Annotated in this window: 13 protein-coding genes and 1 rRNA gene; 3 read left to right on the top strand and 11 right to left on the bottom strand. The window is 59.5% G+C overall.

Annotated features, from left to right (window positions below):
- Positions 1-120 precede the first annotated feature (120 nt).
- Together rrf and EDF75_RS21215 are read left to right on the top strand one after the other, a co-directional pair.
- Positions 121-236, top strand: a 5S ribosomal RNA gene (gene rrf / locus EDF75_RS21220).
- Between the two features lie 803 nt (positions 237-1,039).
- Positions 1,040-1,357 (top strand): hypothetical protein, encoded by a 318-nt coding sequence (locus EDF75_RS21215; protein WP_041143863.1) that lies wholly within the window; start codon positions 1,040-1,042, stop codon positions 1,355-1,357.
- Between the two features lie 38 nt (positions 1,358-1,395).
- On the opposite strand, the gene EDF75_RS21210 is transcribed toward EDF75_RS21215, so the two are convergent.
- Genes EDF75_RS21210 through EDF75_RS21200 form a run of 3 tightly spaced genes read right to left on the bottom strand, consistent with a single transcriptional unit; the run spans position 1,396 to position 6,325 of the window.
- Positions 1,396-2,520 (bottom strand): ABC transporter permease, encoded by a 1,125-nt coding sequence (locus EDF75_RS21210; RefSeq protein ID WP_133600807.1) that lies wholly within the window; start codon positions 2,518-2,520, stop codon positions 1,396-1,398.
- A complete protein-coding gene (rbbA, locus tag EDF75_RS21205) occupies positions 2,520-5,261 on the bottom strand; it encodes a ribosome-associated ATPase/putative transporter RbbA (RefSeq protein ID WP_133600796.1) in 2,742 nt (913 codons plus the stop codon). Before rbbA ends, EDF75_RS21210 begins: the two co-directional genes overlap by 1 nt.
- Positions 5,258-6,325: an HlyD family secretion protein gene (locus tag EDF75_RS21200; protein WP_095104085.1), complete on the bottom strand. Its 1,068-nt coding sequence runs from the start codon at positions 6,323-6,325 to the stop codon at positions 5,258-5,260. The genes rbbA and EDF75_RS21200 overlap by 4 nt, the downstream gene beginning before the upstream one ends.
- A 416-nt stretch (positions 6,326-6,741) precedes the next feature.
- On the opposite strand from EDF75_RS21200, the gene EDF75_RS21195 reads away from it, so the two are divergent.
- A complete protein-coding gene (locus tag EDF75_RS21195; RefSeq protein WP_095104083.1) occupies positions 6,742-8,142 on the top strand; it encodes a GGDEF domain-containing protein in 1,401 nt (466 codons plus the stop codon).
- Positions 8,143-8,195: 53 nt separating this feature from the next.
- Here the strand turns inward: EDF75_RS21195 and trpS are convergent, their stop codons facing one another.
- From trpS to cutC, 8 genes are all read right to left on the bottom strand, one after another.
- Positions 8,196-9,203 carry a tryptophan--tRNA ligase gene (gene trpS / locus EDF75_RS21190; RefSeq protein WP_095104081.1) on the bottom strand — a complete coding sequence of 336 codons (1,008 nt, stop codon included), beginning with the start codon at positions 9,201-9,203 and terminating at the stop codon, positions 8,196-8,198.
- A gap of 219 nt (positions 9,204-9,422) precedes the next feature.
- Positions 9,423-9,752 (bottom strand): DMT family transporter, encoded by a 330-nt coding sequence (locus EDF75_RS21185; protein WP_041143869.1) that lies wholly within the window; start codon positions 9,750-9,752, stop codon positions 9,423-9,425.
- Positions 9,753-9,768: 16 nt separating this feature from the next.
- On the bottom strand, positions 9,769-10,179 hold the full coding sequence (locus tag EDF75_RS21180) for a DMT family transporter (protein WP_095104079.1): 411 nt from the start codon (positions 10,177-10,179) through the stop codon (positions 9,769-9,771).
- 14 nt (positions 10,180-10,193) lie between these two features.
- Positions 10,194-10,880 (bottom strand): hypothetical protein, encoded by a 687-nt coding sequence (locus tag EDF75_RS21175; protein WP_133600795.1) that lies wholly within the window; start codon positions 10,878-10,880, stop codon positions 10,194-10,196.
- A gap of 12 nt (positions 10,881-10,892) precedes the next feature.
- Positions 10,893-11,519 carry a phosphate propanoyltransferase gene (locus EDF75_RS21170; protein WP_133600794.1) on the bottom strand — a complete coding sequence of 209 codons (627 nt, stop codon included), beginning with the start codon at positions 11,517-11,519 and terminating at the stop codon, positions 10,893-10,895.
- Positions 11,516-11,947 (bottom strand): BMC domain-containing protein, encoded by a 432-nt coding sequence (locus EDF75_RS21165; RefSeq protein WP_133600793.1) that lies wholly within the window; start codon positions 11,945-11,947, stop codon positions 11,516-11,518. Before EDF75_RS21165 ends, EDF75_RS21170 begins: the two co-directional genes overlap by 4 nt.
- Before the next feature lie 12 nt (positions 11,948-11,959).
- Positions 11,960-12,907 (bottom strand): choline TMA-lyase-activating enzyme, encoded by a 948-nt coding sequence (gene cutD / locus EDF75_RS21160; protein ID WP_133600792.1) that lies wholly within the window; start codon positions 12,905-12,907, stop codon positions 11,960-11,962.
- A 114-nt stretch (positions 12,908-13,021) separates the two neighbouring features.
- Positions 13,022-16,408: a choline trimethylamine-lyase gene (cutC, locus tag EDF75_RS21155; protein ID WP_133600791.1), complete on the bottom strand. Its 3,387-nt coding sequence runs from the start codon at positions 16,406-16,408 to the stop codon at positions 13,022-13,024.
- Positions 16,409-16,423 lie beyond the last annotated feature (15 nt).

The raw sequence follows: 16,423 nt of genomic DNA, 5'->3' as shown, positions 1-16,423 counted from the left end.
TAATGAACCGTGAGGCTTAACCTTACAACGCCAAAGCTGTTTGGTGTGGTGAATTTGAGAGATTTTCAGCTGATACAGATTAACTGACAGGCCTTAAGGCGTGTTGGTAAACAGAATTTGCCTGGCGGCAACAGCGCGGTGGTCCCACCTGACCCCATGCCGAACTCAGAAGTGAAACGCCGTAGCGCCGATGGTAGTGTGGGGTCTCCCCATGTGAGAGTAGGGAACTGCCAGGCATCAAATAAAACGAAAGGCTCAGTCGAAAGACTGGGCCTTTTGTTTTGTCTGTTGTTTGTCGGTAAGCGCTCTCCTGAGTAGGACAAATTCGTCGGGAACGAATTTGCACAGCACGCCGTGCTGCCCGGAGGGTGGCGGGCAGGAGGCCTGGGATACAACGGCCAGGCATCAAACAAACAGAAAAAACTCATGCGCAGGCATGGGGTTTTTTTGTTGTCTGCGGTTCATGAAAAGCGGCCGGACGCCGCCCGGATCGGGCGCTGCGCGCCGCGATCCCTGACCCTTCAGCCGCTAAAACGCCGGCGGACCCGGAGCAATAGGTCGCAGAATGCCCGCTATATACTACCTGGCATCAATCAAGCCTTCCCCTGAAAACCATCCCCTGAAACAAACAATGGCCCCACGCCGCGCGGGCCTCCCCCGCAATCCGCACTCTTCTGATAAGCACAACGCCTTGCCGCCCCTGATACTATATTTAAAATATAAACCAGCTATGTTTTAAATATAAAACCACGGTTTTTAATTAATTCTCTGAATATCTTTAATTCACGCCTGAATTATATTTAATTAATATTATCAATTATTTACAAAATAACGCTTCGCTATTCCAGACGTAAAATAGTAATAACTGGACTTTACCAATAAAATGATTTACTGTCCTTAACACTTTGTTAACTTGATCGGGTTCGGATTAACCGAATTGTGATATAAAATATCAAGCGTACTGCCGATATTAATGCCTGTTTCGGTCACTCCCGGGGCTAAATAACCCCTGTCACCGGGTGGCAATATGAGAATATAAATGAAAATCCTGCTTGGCTGGCCCCCTTTGCGCCGGCTCACCCGCTACGTACAAGAACGCCTTACCTTTTTGGTCCTGCTCTGCTGGCCGGCAATTATCTGGCTGGCGTGTCGCGTCTGCGTCTGGCTGGCCGATAGCGCCTATATGCTGATGGATAAGCCGTTAAGCGACTCGTTTACCGTCTATCTACAGCCGCTGATGACCTTCGGCACGCTGGTCCGCATCTCGGTGAGCTGGGTCGTGCTGCTGTTCATTCTGTTTAGCATGGCGATGGGCTTTACCTGGCTGCTGCGCCGGGTGATAAACAGCAAAAAATAGTCCACCGGCCGCCTAAAGTGACGACCGGTACGGCTCATTCACGCCATCGCGCCGATGGTCTTACGAAACCGCAGCAGGGCGATGGCAAAAAACGCGGCGCCAATCGCCATCAGGGTTAAAAACTGCGGCCAGACGATGGCAAATCCGGCACCGCGATACAGAATCGCCTGCGCGAGGCTGACGAAGTGGGTGGTCGGCATGGTTAACATAATATCCTGTACCGCCTGAGGCATGCTTTCCCGCGGGGTTGAGCCGCCTGAAAGCATCTGCAGCGGCAGCAGTACGAGAATCATCAGCAGCCCCAGCTGCGGCATCGAGCGCGCCACCGTCCCCATAAAGATCCCGATGGAGGTGGTTGCGAACAGGCTCAGGGCCACGCCCAGCATAAACAGCGGGATCGAGCCTTCAATCGGCACCTGCAGCACCCCCTGAACCATCAGCAGCAGCGAAAGCCCGGAAACGACCAGCACCACCAGCCCCATCGACCAGATTTTTGCCAGCATAATTTCAAACGGCGTCACCGGCATAACCAGCAGGTGTTCGACCGTGCCGTGCTCCCGCTCGCGGATCAGCGCCGAGCCGGTCAGCACGATCGCCAGCATGGTGATGTTGTTGATGATGGCCATGACCGCGCCAAAGCGCTCCTGCTCAAGATTGGGGTTAAAGCGCATGCGCACCGCCAGCTCTACCGGCAGAGTGGCGTTATCCCGATAGCGGGCAACGAAGCCGTTCACCTCCCCGCTGATAATATTCTGGATATAGCCGTTGCCGGTAAAGGCCTGGCTCATCCGCGTGGCGTCGACGTTAACCTGTATTTCCGGCTGCCGCCCGGCGAGCACGTCGCGCTGAAAGTTAGGGGGAATATTAATGGCAAAGGTATAGCTCCCGGCATCCAGCCCGGCATCCATCTCATCTTCGTTAATCAGCTCCGGTGGTAAAAACCACGGCCGATAAAAGCCGTTGATAATACGCGAAGAGAGCTGCGATTTATCCATGTCGGCAATCGCCACAGGCGCCAGATGCAGCGAGCCTGGCATCACGGTCGCAGAGGAATAGACCGACACGGTAAAGGCGAAGAGGATTAAGGTCAGCATCGCCTTATCGCCGAGCAGACTGCGCAGCTCCTTGACGCCGAGATTATAAATATTGCGTAATCCGCGCATCATCCCTCCTGTTTTTTCAGCAGCCACACGCTGAGGCCGAGCACCAGCGGGACGGCAATCAGCAGCGGTATAAAGGACGCCCACAGGTCCGTCAGGCTCAGGGCTTTTGAGAATGTGCCGCGGGCGATGGTGAGAAAATGGCTGGTCGGGTAGATCTGACCAATCCAGCGGCCGGGCCCCTCCAGCGAAGCGACCGGGTCAATCATGCCGGAAAACTGCGTGGCCGGTATCAGCGTAATAATGGCGGTGCCGAAGATGGCCGCAATCTGGCTTTTCATAAAGGTGGAGATCAGCAGCCCCAGCCCGGTGGCGATGGTGACATAGAGCAGCGCCGCCAGGGTCAGGGTGAGAAAACTGCCCTTGTGCGCTACGCCAAACACCAACACCGACAGCGCGCACAGCAGGAAAAAGTTAAACATTCCCAGCACGATATAGGGCAGCTGCTTGCCGAGCAGAAACTCGCTGCGGGTCGTCGGGGTGACGTACAGATTGATGATTGATCCAAGCTCTTTTTCGCGTACCACGCTCAGCGCGCTGAGCATCGCCGGGATCATCATCAGCAGCAGCGGGATCACCGCCGGAACGATGGCCGGCAGGCTTTTCACGTCCGGGTTATAGCGATAGCGCGTCTCGATGGATATCAGCGACGTATCGCGGGCGGGAGAGGCCTGCCGCCCGGCCATCTCCTGTAGCCACGCCAGATGCATGGCCTGAACGTAGCCGCGCACCGTCTCGGCACGATTAGGCATGGCGCCGTCCACCCAGACGCCAATTTTCACCGGCGTGCCGCGGGCAATATCGCGGCCAAAATTAGGCGGGATTTCAACGGCCACGGCCAGCTCGCCGCTGCGCATCCGCCTGTCCAGTTCGTCATAGCTCTGCAGCGGCGGCTGCTCGATAAAGTAGCGCGAGCCGGCAATATTCTGCGACCAGCCCTGGCTGCTGAGGGTCTGGTCGCGATCGAGTACCGCGAAGCGCAGAGCTTCCACGTCCATGCTGATGCCGTATCCCATGATGAACATCAGAATAACGGTACCCAGCAGGGCGAGGGTCGATCGTACCGGATCGCGCCGCAGCTCCAGCGCTTCGCGCCGGCTGTAGCTAAAGAGCCGGCCAGGGCTGAACGCCTGCTGCGCCGCCGTCGTCACGGACGAAGCGCTAGCCGGCGGAGCGGGCGCTGTTTCAGCGACGGGCTGCTGGGCATCCTGCAGCCAGCCGATAAACGCCTCTTCAAGCGTTGCCGCGCCGCGCCGGGCCACCAGCGCCTGCGGCGTATCGCTGGCCAGCACCTTCCCGGCATGCATCAGCGAAATACGATCGCAGCGTTCGGCTTCGTTCATAAAGTGGGTCGAGATAAAAATGGTCACCCGATCCTGACGGGCGAGATCGACCATCAGCTGCCAGAACATATCCCTGGCGACCGGATCGACGCCGGAAGTTGGCTCATCGAGGATCAGCATTTCCGGGCGATGGATCACCGCCACGGCGAGAGAGAGCCGCTGACGAATACCCAGCGGCAGAGCGGCGGGCAGGGTATCTTCGACCTCCGTTAACATAAAGCGCTGGCTCATTTCCGCCACCCGAGCAGGGATCTCCGCATCCGGGATGTGGAACAGGCGGGCGTGCAGCTCGAGGTTCTGCCTGACGGTCAGCTCGCTGTAGAGGGAGAAGGCCTGCGACATATAGCCGACGCGGCGGCGGGTGTCGATGTCCTTCGGATCGACCGGCTGACCGAATAGCCAGGCCTCGCCTTCGCTGGCGGGCAGCAGGCCGGTAAGCATCTTCATAGTGGTTGATTTACCGCAGCCGTTTGAGCCGAGGAAACCAAAAATCTCGCCGCGGGCGATGCGGAGATTCACGCGATCGACCGCCACGAAGCTGCCAAAGCGCATGGTCAGGTCGCGGGCCTCAATGGCGATGTCATCGTCCTGCGCGCTGCGCGGCGGGATGATGACCTCTTTGTGCGCCTCGCGCTGGGCTTCCGGCAGCAGGGCGATAAACGCCTGCTCCAGCGTTTGGCTGCGGGTTTGCGCCTTGAGCTCTTCGGCGCTGCCGGTCGCCAGCACCTCCCCGGCGTTCATCGCCACCAGCCAGTCGAAGCGCTCCGCTTCTTCCATATAGGCCGTCGCCACCAGCACGCTCATCTCCGGCTGGCGCTGGCGAATGCTGTCAATCAGCTCCCAGAACTGGGCGCGCGAAAGCGGATCAACGCCGGTGGTGGGCTCATCAAGGATCAGCAGCTGCGGATCGTGGATCAGCGCGCAGCACAGGCCGAGCTTCTGCTTCATCCCGCCGGACAGCTTCCCGGCAGGACGATCGCGGAAAGGGGCCAGCCCGGTGCTGTGCAGGAGCTCATCGATGCGGTTCTCTCGCTCGGCCCTGTCGTGACCGAACAGGCGGGCAAAGAAATCGACGTTTTCATACACCGACAGGGTGTGATAGAGGTTTTTGCCCAGCCCCTGCGGCATCCAGGCTATTTTGGGGCAGACATCCCGCCGGTGCCGGGCGTCGCGCATATCGCCGCCGAGAACCATCACGTTGCCCTGTTCAATCGCCCGCGCTCCGGAAATCAGCGACAGCAGGCTGGATTTGCCGACGCCGTCAGGGCCAATCAGGCCCACCATCCGACGAGCGGGAATGCTTAGCGTGATATCCCGCAGCGCGACGGTGGCGCCAAAGCGCTGGCCGACGCGTTCCAGCAGGGCGACCGGTGGGTAAGTATCCTGCTGAGAGCCTCTCATTGCGGCAACCTCACCGCGAGCGTATCGGGCCAGGCCTGCTGGCTATCCAGGCGGACATACGCCATGCCGGGCAGGCCGGTTTTGACATACTCAAGGTGCTGCTCCAGCAGCTCCGGCGGAATGCGCGCCTTCACGCGGAACATCAGCTTCAGGCGCTCATCGCTGGTTTCTACCGTTTTCGGCGTAAACTGCGCGACGCTGGCGACAAAGCTGATATGGGCGGGAACGACCAGGTTTGGCGCCGCGTCCAGCACGATGCGCGCTTCGCCGCCCAGCGCCAGCAGGCCCGCCTGCTCGGTTGGCAGGAAGAAGGTCATGTAGACATCGGAGAGGTCGACCATATTCAGCACCCGCCCGCCGGCGGCCAGGACTTCGCCCGGCTCGGCGACGCGATACTGAATTCGGCCGTCGCGCGGCGCTTTGAGCGCGCTATCGTCAATATCGGCGAGGATGCGTCGTTCCGTCGCCTGCGCGGCATCAACGCGGGTTTGCGCCTGAATAATGCTGGTCCGGGCGGCTTCAATTGCGGCCCTCGCCGCAGAAACCTGGGCTCTGGCGGATTCGAGCGCTGCCCGGGCGCTTTCCGCTGCCGCCTGGTCATCGTCGAGCTGCTGGGCTGAAACCGCGCCGCGCTGCGACAGCGCGCTGGAGCGCACGTGCCGTTTAGCGGTGGAGTTGAGCTCCGCCTGCCGCTGCTTTACCACCGCTTCGGTGGCGCGCATTTCGCTTTGCCGCTGATCCAGCAGCGCTTTGGCGGCGGCGACCGCGCTTTCAGCCTCTTTGATCTGGGCGGCGGCTTCGAGGCGCTGTTCGTTAAGCACCCGAATATCCATCCGCGCCAGCACCTCGCCCTTGCGAACGAACTGCCCCTCTTTGACCAGAATGGCGTCGATGCGTCCGGCGGTTTTGGTGGCGATATCCACCTCGGTGGCTTCTATCCTGCCGTTGCTGCTGGCAAATCCCTCCGCAAGTCCCGGCGGACGCAGCGCCCACCATATCAGGGCGGCGATGACCGCCAGCAGGCCGACAAGGCACCAGGCCCAGTGCTGTTTGATTTTGTCCATACGCTACTCGCTCTGTTCCATATTGCTGAGTGATGCGCGTTTCTTTCCTCCGCCATACGGAGCGTTATCTCTTTGAAAGATTGAGGAGTGGAGGGGCAAGGCCGACCGGCGCGCGGATCCAGCTGCGCTGCTAACCGGTGAGAAAGATGTGCTACGAATGTGGTCATCATCAGCAATCCAGGCCTTAAATGAAACACGCATAAATATAGCTACTGTCTATTGGATACTAGCATTTGTATTGAGTATGTCCATACGCTAAATATGGGTTATGGATACCGCGTCGCGAACCGCCCGTCGACGGCCGCACGGAAAGGCGTAAAGTATGATTGATGCATTTTCAATCTGGTTGGTCATAGCTAACTGTTGTATGATTTGCGGCCCTGAAAAGAGACAAACGTCAGCGAGCGCTTTATTCAATGAGTGATGAAAGCAAAAAATATATCGCGATTATTTTTAAGGAATGGCTGCCGCTGCACGATGGCCTGACGCCGGAAGTGAAGGCGGTGCTTAATAATATTGCCACCGAGCAGGCTGAAGCGCTGGCGGCCCGTTTTTATGACTTTATTTTTCAGGACCCGGATATTGCCAGGCACCTCACCTACGATTTGGTTCAGGAACGTCTGAGCCGCTCGCTGGCCGGCTGGGTCAAAGATATTTTGACCTGCGAGAAGGACGGCCTGCAGGCGCTGGCGGAAAGGCAATATCATATTGGCAGCATTCACTCGCGTATCGGCATCCCTGCCGAGGCCGTGCTGCGCGGAGCCAGGCAGCTCAAGGCCGGGGTGATTGAATATATTCGCGACAGTACCATCGACCGCCAAACCGGCGTTGCCGCGATCTACTATGCGATTATGGCGTTTAATATGGCGATCGAGATGATGTGCCATGCCTACACCCTGTCGCACTATCGGGCGACCAAAAACGAAGAAGCCTATCGCCTGTACAGCCTGATGGATAACGTGCCGATGGAGTACGGCAAGCAGCAGGCTGCGCTCTCCGGCTGGGAAAATACCGTTATTTTTAATATCGTTAGCGAAAATAAAAACGATATTAACGCCACGTTATTATCTGAATCCGAATTTGGCCTGTGGTTCCGCCATAAATGCGTGCGCTATTTTAACAAGAACGCGCAGATGGAAGAGATTGGCGGATTAATCACCCAGGTCGATAGCTTAATTAGCGGCTGGAAATCATCCGACAGTCGCGCAGAATATAAAGATACGCAAAACCTGCTGCAGGGTATTCATATTCATTGCCAGCAGATCGGCAGCCAGCTGGGGGTGATTTTTAGCAGCCTGTCGCAAATGCAAAACGGCAAAGACGCGCTCACCAGCCTGCTCAACCGTCGCTACCTGCCGGTGGTCCTCAAGCACGAGGTCGCGCTCGCTATGGAGTATGAGCGGCCGATGACGGTCGCGATCGTCGATGTCGACCATTTTAAAGAGATTAACGATAGCTGGGGCCACCAGGTGGGCGACCGGGCGATTAAGCACGTTGCCGATCTGCTCAGCGACAATATCCGCTCCAGCGACTATATCTTCCGCTACGGCGGCGAAGAGTTTCTGCTGGTGCTGGTGGAAACCGGCGCCGTGGAGGCCCATGCGCTCCTTGAACGCCTGCGCAAAAATATCAGCCAGCTCGCCTTCAACGTTGGCGGCGAGACCGAAATCGCCATTACCGCCAGCATCGGCTACGCCGTCCACACCGGCCACCCTGATTACAACCTGCTGCTGCGCGACGCCGATAGCGCGCTCTATGCCGCCAAGCGCGACGGACGCAACTGCGTGAAGATGCACGAAGGTGGCAGCGGCGGCTAAGCCGTCTGCCGGCCAGGCTCCCGCAGGCGAAGCGCGATGGCGAGTCGCCTCGTTCAGAACAGGATCGGCAATCCCAGGCCCCGTTTTACCTCATGCAGCGTCCGCTGCGTGAGGCTGTTGGCCCGCTCGCTGCCCTGGCGTAGCAGCTCCAGCAGCATGCCTTTATCGGCAATAAACCGCGCCCGGCGCTCGCGTATCGGCGCCAGCAGCGTCTGCAAACACTCCTCCAGCGCGTTTTTACACTGCCGATCGCCCAGTCCGCCACGCTGATAATGCGCCTTCATTTCGCCGATGAGCGGCCTGTCGGGGTGGAAGGCATCGAGATAGGTGAAGACGACGTTACCTTCCACCTGGCCCGGGTCGGCAACGCGCAGGTGGCCTGGGTCGGTATACATGGCGCTGACCGCGCGATGGATCTCCTCTTCGCTGGCCGAAAGCGTCAGCGTATTGCCCAGCGATTTTGACATTTTTGCGCTGCCGTCGACGCCCGGCAGACGGCCGACCTCGCTGAGCAGCGCCTTACAGTGCTGCAGCACCGGCGTCGTCGTCAGGCTATTCATCTTATGTACGATTTCGTTGGTCTGTTCGATCATCGGCAGCTGATCGTCGCCGACCGGCACCAGCGCGGCCTTAAAGGCGGTGATATCGGCGGCCTGGCTGATGGGGTAGGCCAGAAAGCCCACCGGCAGCGAGCGGGCGAATCCTTTCTGCGCAATCTCATGCTTGACGGTGGGATTGCGCTCGACGCGGGCAACGGTGACGATATTCATGTACAGGGCGCTCAGTTCAGCCAGCGCGGGGAGGGCTGACTGCAGGCAGACGGTGGTTTTCTGCGGATCGATGCCGACGGCCAGATAGTCGGCCATCACTTCAAAGATATTGCTGCTTATCTTTTGCGGGTTGCTGCCGTTGTCCGTTAATCCCTGCAGGTCGGCGACCAGAATGAACTGCTGGTGGTCATGCTGCAGCTGGACGCGCTGGCGCAGCGAACCCACGTAATGGCCGAGGTGCAGCTGGCCGGTTGGGCGATCGCCGGTAAGAATGGTTTGGCCTGCGTTCATCAGAAACTCCTTACGATGCGGTTAAGCCGAAAGGCGTCGCTGAGAAATGACAAAGCCGCCTTCCGGCGGCTTTGAAAATGGAAACGTCAATCGTGCCGCCTTTATGCAGGCAGCCACCAGCGAAGGGAGCGGGTAACGACAACGTTTCTGTTCATCGGACTATCCTGCCACGAAACGGGCATGGGGTAAACCCACGCTCCGTTTACCCTGGCGGCGTACTTACATCGTCGAGAAGACGTTCATGATGATGCCGCCGGAGATAATCAGCACCATCGCGAAGATGGCCGGCAGATCCGGTTTCTGCTTGTAGAGGATCATTGAGCAGATGGTGACGCCGACGATACCAAAGCCGCACCACAGCGAGTAGGCCACGCCCACCGGGATGGTGCTCATCGCGCGGGTGAGGGCGAAATAGCACAGCCCGTAGGCGCAGACTACCAGCACCGACGGCGCCAGCTTGCTAAAGCCGTTGGTCTTTTTGATCATCGAAGTGCCGGTGATTTCGGAGCCGATTGACAGCGCCAGCCATAAAAATCCGAGATTAAACATATGCTATTCCTTTCAGTCAGTTGGCGATCTTTTTGTCGAGAGGCGTAACCGGCTCGGCGGGCGCCGCGGCGCTCTCCTCGCTGCCCATTTTCGAGAACAGGTTCATGATGACGATACCGCTGGCGATAATCGCCATGCCGATAATGGCCGCGGTATCCGGATGCTGGCCGTAAAACGCCATGCCCAGGGTGGAAACGACCAGGATGCCGGTGCCGGACCAGGTGGCATACGCCAGGCCGACGGGGATATCTTTCACCGCGCGGGAGAGCGAGTAGTAGCAGGTGCAGTAGAGAACAATCAGCAGCGCGAGCAGCATCATTTTGGTCGAGCCTTCGCTGCTGCCGAACATTTTAAGCGTCGAAGTGGCTGAGGTTTCGGAGAGGATAACCAGCAGCATCCATAGCCAACATTTTGTTTTGGAAGACATAATAAACTCCGGGTCTATTTATTAAGGTAAGGTTCTTTTTTTCTGTTTTTTAAAAAATCGATGGCGGCATCGGTCAGCTCGGCATCGGGCGCGGAGGCTAGCGCCGGATTATTCACCACGTCTGTGACGGTAAGATAACGCCGCGTTGCATTCACCGGCGGCGGCGCTGCGCTGCCCGACGTCAGCCGCTCCAGCAGCTCGTTCATATCGCACAGCGTAACGCCGCACTCCGTCAGGCGGGCCAGCGTCGAGCGCATCTGCCCGGCGTAGGCCGAGTCGGCCGCCGCGCCGTACAGCTGATTGAGCTCGCTGTCGGGATCGCAGTGGTAGCGCAGCGCCAGCACCGGCAGGCCGCTAAGCAGCGCCTCGTGCAGGCGTCTGGCGAACGGGCTTCGCAGGTTGCCGTTCGCCAGGTCTGCCGCCAGCGGATAGTCAAGAAACGGCACGATCGCCGCGCGCCAGGCCATTGCCGGCAGCGCTTCCTGCCAGGCTGACGCCGGGACGATTGTGCCGGTTTCCTGCCAGCATGCGGCGTCCGGGGTGCCTTCGTCCAGTACGATATGCAGCGGATGCCCGCAGCCCGCCAGGCGGCGGCGGATCGCCTGCCGGTAGCCGTCGGCGGCGGCTACCATTACCAGAACCGGCGGCTGTAGCCGCTGGATAATCCGCGTCACCAGGCGTTCGATCTCTTCGTCGGTCATGGCCGGTCTCCGTTAAGCGGGCTGGGTGATGACGACCTGCGCGCCGTTTTTCAGCCCGGCGGCGTTGGCCTCTTCGGTATCGATATGGAACTCAAGCACAAAATCATCGCGCACCCGAATCACCACCTCATCAAACGTCAGCCGGCGCTCGCCGTTGCTGCGGACGCTGACCTTCTGCCCGTTGCTGACGTTCAGCCGGCGGGCGTCCTGCGGCGACATATGAATATGTCGCCAGGCGCAGATCACCTGCGAACGAAGCTCAACGTGGCCCGCCGGGCCGATCAGCAGCGCGCTGCCGGCGTTCTCCAGCTGGCCGGACTCGCGCACCGGCGCCCTGATACCGAGAGTGAAGCAGTCGGCGCGGGAAATTTCCAGCTGGCTGCAGGGCCGGGTGGGGCCAAGGACGCGTACCTGGGTCAGCGAGCCCTTAGGCCCGACCACGGTGACACACTCTTCGGCGGCGAACTGCCCCGGCTGACGCAGCGGCTTCAGCGGGGTTAGCGCGTAGCCCTTGCCGAACAGCGCCTCGACATCCTGCTGCGCCAGATGAACGTGGCGGTTAGAGATGCCGACCGGGATCTCCGGGGCGATGCGGCTCAGGCGGGCGGCAATTTTTTCATGGAGCAGAGCGTCGATCATGCCTTCTTCCCTCTCCTCTGCGCGGCGTTTTTGTCTTCCGCCTGGTCCGCTACCGGCTCTGCGGCGTAGGGCGCGGCCGGCTCTTTTTCTTGTGGCGGGAGCGAGGCGTCGGCTTTAGCCGCCGGCGCCCCGGCCTGGGCCGCAGGACGCGACGGGCGGCCTTTTAATTTACCCAGCGCATCGACCACGCTGCGTTCCGGACGGGCGATGACCAGCGAGCCGACGACCTGGCCCACGGCGACGACTTCGACACCGCGCTCAATCGCGGTGTGGATGGCGCTGATTTCGCCTTCAAAGCAGACGCTGACCAGCCCCGATCCGATTTTGCGGTAGCCGATGCAGCTTACGCCTGCGGCTTTGCAGGCGGCGTCGACGGCCTGAACGGCGGCGACCAGCCCTCGCGTTTCAATTACGCCTAAACTTTTCATTGTCAGCTCCTGTTAATGGCGGACTAAACGAATATCAAAATCAAACTGCGCGAAGAACGTTTCCAGCCGGTCTAACTCTTCTGCCGAATAAGACGGGTCCTGAGTAATCGGGTACGGCATATCCAGGCGTTCATATTTTTTACGCCCCAGCTGGTGGTACGGCAGCATATCGATGCGGCGGATATTTCCGCGTTTTGCTAGCTTCTGTACGTAATCAATGGCGCCGGTAATGGCTTCCCAGGAGTCGTTATATCCACGTACCAGCGGCATCCTGACAATCACGTTGGCGCCGGAGTCCACCAGCCACTCCAGATTGCGGCGGATCCCTTCGTTGCCAATGCCGAATAACGCTTTATGGTGCGCGCTATTGATTTGCTTAATATCGAATAAGAAGGTGTCGGTGACCGGCGCGAGCTTCTGGTAATTAGCCAGCGGGGTGGTGCCCTGAGTTTCAATAGCGGTATTGAGCATCATCTTTTTGCATTCGCTAAATAAGGCGACGGCAAAATCGGTCTGCAGGCTCATTTCGCCGCCGCCGATGGTCACGCCGCCGCCGGAGGCGATATAAAAATCGTAATCCTGCATGATTATCTCCATCAGCTCGCTGACGGTGACGTCTTTACCCATAATATCCAGCGCGTTCCGGGTGCAAATCTCTTCGCATTTACGGCAGCCGATGCAGTCTTTATTGCGGTCGACGAAGTGCTTCATTTCGCCGTTTTCCTCTGCCCGGTAATGAATACCCGCCGGGCAGACGCTGACGCAGTCGCCGCAGTTAACGCATTTATCCTGCGAGAACATCACCTGAAACTGGCTGGTAAGCCCTTCCGGGTTCGCGCACCACGGGCAGCGGATATTGCAGCCTTTGAAAAAAACCAGCGTACGAATACCGTCCCCGTCGTAGATCGAATACTTCTGAATATTGAAGATGCGCCCGGTTAATTCTTGTGTTGCGATCACGTTTGCCTCCTCCCCGTCCTCCGGCAGGCCGCAGCAACCTTATCTGCGGCCCGCCCTCGGTGAAGAACTTCCTGTTATTTCTCAAATAGGGCTCAAATATTTCTCAAATGATGCCTAGAACTTTTCAATCACCGTACGGCTGATGATTTCGTCCTGAACTTCTTTGCACAGCTCGACGAAGTAGGCGCTGTAGCCCGCTACGCGGACGATCAGGTCGCGGTATTTTTCCGGCTCCTGCTGGGCTTTTTTCAGCACTTCGTTATCGACGTAGCTGAACTGCATCTGGCCGTTGCCGAGAATTGATGCAGTACGCAGCAGCGTGATCAGGCCATGGCGCCCTTCCGGGGTATCCAGCAACCCTTTGAGGAACTTGAAGTTGTGCACCATGCCGATGTTCATGGTCTCCACGTTCATCTTGCTGACCGACTTGATTATCGCCGTCGGACCCTGCTTATCGGCGCCCTGGGTCGGGCTGATGCCGTCCGAGAGCGGCATCCACGCCAGGCGACCGTTCGGCGTGGCGTTGGTCAGCTCGCCGATCGGCGTGTTGTTGGAGATCGACAGGGTGCCGTGGCTGAGGGTGGAGTAGAGCATCTGGTACTTACGGCACTCGCGCTCGGTCCATTCGGTGATATCCAGCGCGTACTGGTCAACGTAATTGTCGTCGTTGCCGTATTTCGGCGCGTTCAGGCAGTCGCGGCGCAGCCCTTCGAAGCCTTCAAAGTTCGCCAGCATCGCGTCGCGGATCTGCTCGAGGGTATATTTTTTATCTTCATACACCAGCTTGCGGATCGCGGCTAGGGAGTCGACGTAGGTCGCCAGGCCCGAGAAGATCAGACCCGGCCCGTGGTTGACCATCGCGCCGCCGGCCGCCACGTCTTTACCGCTCTCCATGCAGCCTTCCACCAGCAGCGACATCAGCGGTTTCGGCGCCACGTCGCGGTGCACGCGCTGGCTGATCACCGTCCCGATTGCCGACAGGCGCACGATATGGGCAATCTGCTGTTTCACCGCCGCGTCGAACGCTTCGAAGGTGTGCAGGTCGCGCAGATCGCCGGTATCCAGCCCCTGATAGCTATCGAACAGCACCATCCGGCCGCGGTTCAGCACGAACTCGATGGCGATGGGCCACTGGGTGTAGCCGGTGGAGGTCCACTGGTAGATACGACCGGATTTCTGCGGCTCGACGCAGCCCATCAGGCAGTAGTCGCGGGCGTCTTCGAAATCGAAGCCTTTACGCAGCATCATCTTGATATGGGAGTCATCGAAGTGGCAGGCCGGGAAGCCCATGCCCGCTTTCACCACGTCGACGATTTTTTCCATGTACTTCTGCGGCGACTGGTTGTGAATGCGGCAGGCCAGCGACGGCTGGTAAACCTTCACGAAGCGCACGGCGTCCATAATCAGATAGGTGAGATCGTTGCAGGCATCGCCGCCGGAGCGCTTCTGACCGCCGACGGTCAGGTTGATAAACGGCTGATAGCCGGCGAAGTATTTCGCCCCCAGCTCGCTGGACATCCACATCAGCTCGGCGCACTTGATGATAAAGGCCTGCATCATCTCCAGCGCGGACTCGTGGGTCAGGCGCCCTTCGCGAATATCGGCCTCAAACATCGGGTAGCAGTACTGGTCAACGCGGCCGAGGGAGAGGCCGGTCTGGTTCTCTTCGACTTCGAACAGCGACTCCACGGTCCAGATGCTCTGCAGCGCTTCCTGCAGGGTTTTCGGCGGGTTGGCCGGCACGTTCTGGTTAACCTCGGCGATGGTCAGCAGCTCGGCGCGACGCCGGGCGTTCTGCTCCCTGGCCGCCAGCTCCCGGGCGTGGGCGGCGATGCGGTGGGAGTAGTTAATGACGCCTTCGCAGGTTTCGATCGCCGCCTTGTAGTAGTAAATGCGGTCGATATCTTCCGGGTTCTCCATGCTCAGCTGCTCGAGGCGGGCCTGCGCATCGGCCTTAATGCCGTTCATCCCTTTGGTGAACAGCAGGACGTCGTAGCCCGGGCAGGTATCGCCCCCGCCGTTGATCTGGTGATAGGAGAGGTCGCTGACGAAGGTCTCGCCGCTGAACGCCCAGACGCCGGCTTCGCGATACTGCGCTTCGCAAATCTCATCCAGCGAACGGCCTTCCCAGAACGGGACGATCTCCTCGCGGATAGTTTTTTTATCTTCTTCGCTAATCTCAAACGGATCCTGCGGGCGGGTGCTCATGGTGTCGAGCTCGTCGCGCACCCAGCGCCAGGCGATATCCGGCGAGAAGGCGCCCGCGCGCGGTTTGCCGCACGGATGGCCGACGATCAGCTCGTCATCCTGAATCAGGATCGGCGCGGTTTCGCAGGCGTGACGGAACGCTTTGGCGCGCAGCAGAATGGTTGGCATGCCCGGGTTGGCTTTGACCACTTCGGTAAAGGCCAGCGCGCGGTAGATGGAGACGCTCGGGCGCACGGTCAGGTAGTGGTTACGCAGGCGCTGCATGCGCGGGGTCAGGCCTTCCATCACCGGTGTATCGGCGCAGGCGGCGAACGGGGCGGCAGAGACCTGCTGCGCGCCGCGGAACAGGCGCACCGGCAGGTTCAGCGCGCTGAGGTTGTGCTGGGCGCTGAGGAACATGTCGGAGAGCGCATTGATGCTGGCGTTCTCGAGGCTCGCGCCGTGCAGCAGGGCGTCAAACATCGGGTAGCCGTCGATGGCGCAGGCGGCGCGGACTTCGCTCAGCTCCGCCAGCTTGAACCACAGGCATTCGACGATTTCATAGGCCTGCTGCGGCGTCAGGGCGCCGCTGTCGATATCGCGCTGGTACCACGGCAGCAGGGCCTTATCGGCGCCCTCCGGGTTCACCGAATAGCTGCCGTTATCGAGCTGCAGCGCGAGCTGGAACAGATAAAAGGCCTGGCAGGCTTCTTTAAAATTGCGCGCCGGGTGGGCCGGAACCTGGTGCAGGATGGCGGCGCTGTCGCGCAGTTCGCTCTGGCGGTAAGCGTTGCTTTCGCCGGCGGCCAGGGTCTCCGCGCTGGTAGCGAGATTTTGCGCCAGGCTCAGCAGCCCGTCGCAGGCGTAAATCGCCGCGCGGCAGCCGTTGACTTCATCCATGCCGCTGCGGCTGACGGCGCTGCCCAGGCTGCGGGTCTTCTCTTCAAGCTGGTGTTTTATCGCCAGCACGCCTTTCTCGATGACCAGCTTATAGTCCGGGGAGTCGAGGTCGCCGTTCAGATTGAGAAACTGGAACGCCGACGGGCGATGGGCCGCGCTTTCATCGTGAAAGATGGCGCCGTGCGGTTTGCGGGTCTGGTTGCCGACGATCAGCTCGTCGGCGCTGATGCACACCGGCAGCTGGCGCATCAGTTCATAGAAGCGGCGCGCCGGTTTAACGGCGGCGGGAACGCCTGCGATATCGCCATCAAGGGCGTTGAGCGTCGTGGCATGTTCGGTGCACAGGGTGCTTTTTTGTGCGAGTAAACGTTTTGCCAGCACGTTGACGCGCGGCGTTAAGCTGTAGTGTGCCATGGGTAAGGTTCTCCA

Origin of the sequence: Klebsiella sp. BIGb0149 (genome assembly GCF_004362605.1) — a bacterium.
GTDB classification, from domain to species: Bacteria; Pseudomonadota; Gammaproteobacteria; order Enterobacterales; family Enterobacteriaceae; genus Klebsiella; species Klebsiella terrigena.
The sequence above is the reverse complement of the archived record's forward strand: the minus strand, read 5'-3'. Positions and strand labels throughout refer to the sequence as shown.

Coding starts and splice junctions, on each gene's coding strand:
- EDF75_RS21215 (WP_041143863.1), top strand. CDS start 1,040: ATGAAAATCCTGCTTGGCTGGCCCCCTTTGCGCCGGCTCACCCGCTAC.
- EDF75_RS21210 (WP_133600807.1), bottom strand. CDS start 2,520: ATGCGCGGATTACGCAATATTTATAATCTCGGCGTCAAGGAGCTGCGC.
- rbbA (WP_133600796.1), bottom strand. CDS start 5,261: ATGAGAGGCTCTCAGCAGGATACTTACCCACCGGTCGCCCTGCTGGAA.
- EDF75_RS21200 (WP_095104085.1), bottom strand. CDS start 6,325: ATGGACAAAATCAAACAGCACTGGGCCTGGTGCCTTGTCGGCCTGCTG.
- EDF75_RS21195 (WP_095104083.1), top strand. CDS start 6,742: ATGAGTGATGAAAGCAAAAAATATATCGCGATTATTTTTAAGGAATGG.
- trpS (WP_095104081.1), bottom strand. CDS start 9,203: ATGAACGCAGGCCAAACCATTCTTACCGGCGATCGCCCAACCGGCCAG.
- EDF75_RS21185 (WP_041143869.1), bottom strand. CDS start 9,752: ATGTTTAATCTCGGATTTTTATGGCTGGCGCTGTCAATCGGCTCCGAA.
- EDF75_RS21180 (WP_095104079.1), bottom strand. CDS start 10,179: ATGTCTTCCAAAACAAAATGTTGGCTATGGATGCTGCTGGTTATCCTC.
- EDF75_RS21175 (WP_133600795.1), bottom strand. CDS start 10,880: ATGACCGACGAAGAGATCGAACGCCTGGTGACGCGGATTATCCAGCGG.
- EDF75_RS21170 (WP_133600794.1), bottom strand. CDS start 11,519: ATGATCGACGCTCTGCTCCATGAAAAAATTGCCGCCCGCCTGAGCCGC.
- EDF75_RS21165 (WP_133600793.1), bottom strand. CDS start 11,947: ATGAAAAGTTTAGGCGTAATTGAAACGCGAGGGCTGGTCGCCGCCGTT.
- cutC (WP_133600791.1), bottom strand. CDS start 16,408: ATGGCACACTACAGCTTAACGCCGCGCGTCAACGTGCTGGCAAAACGT.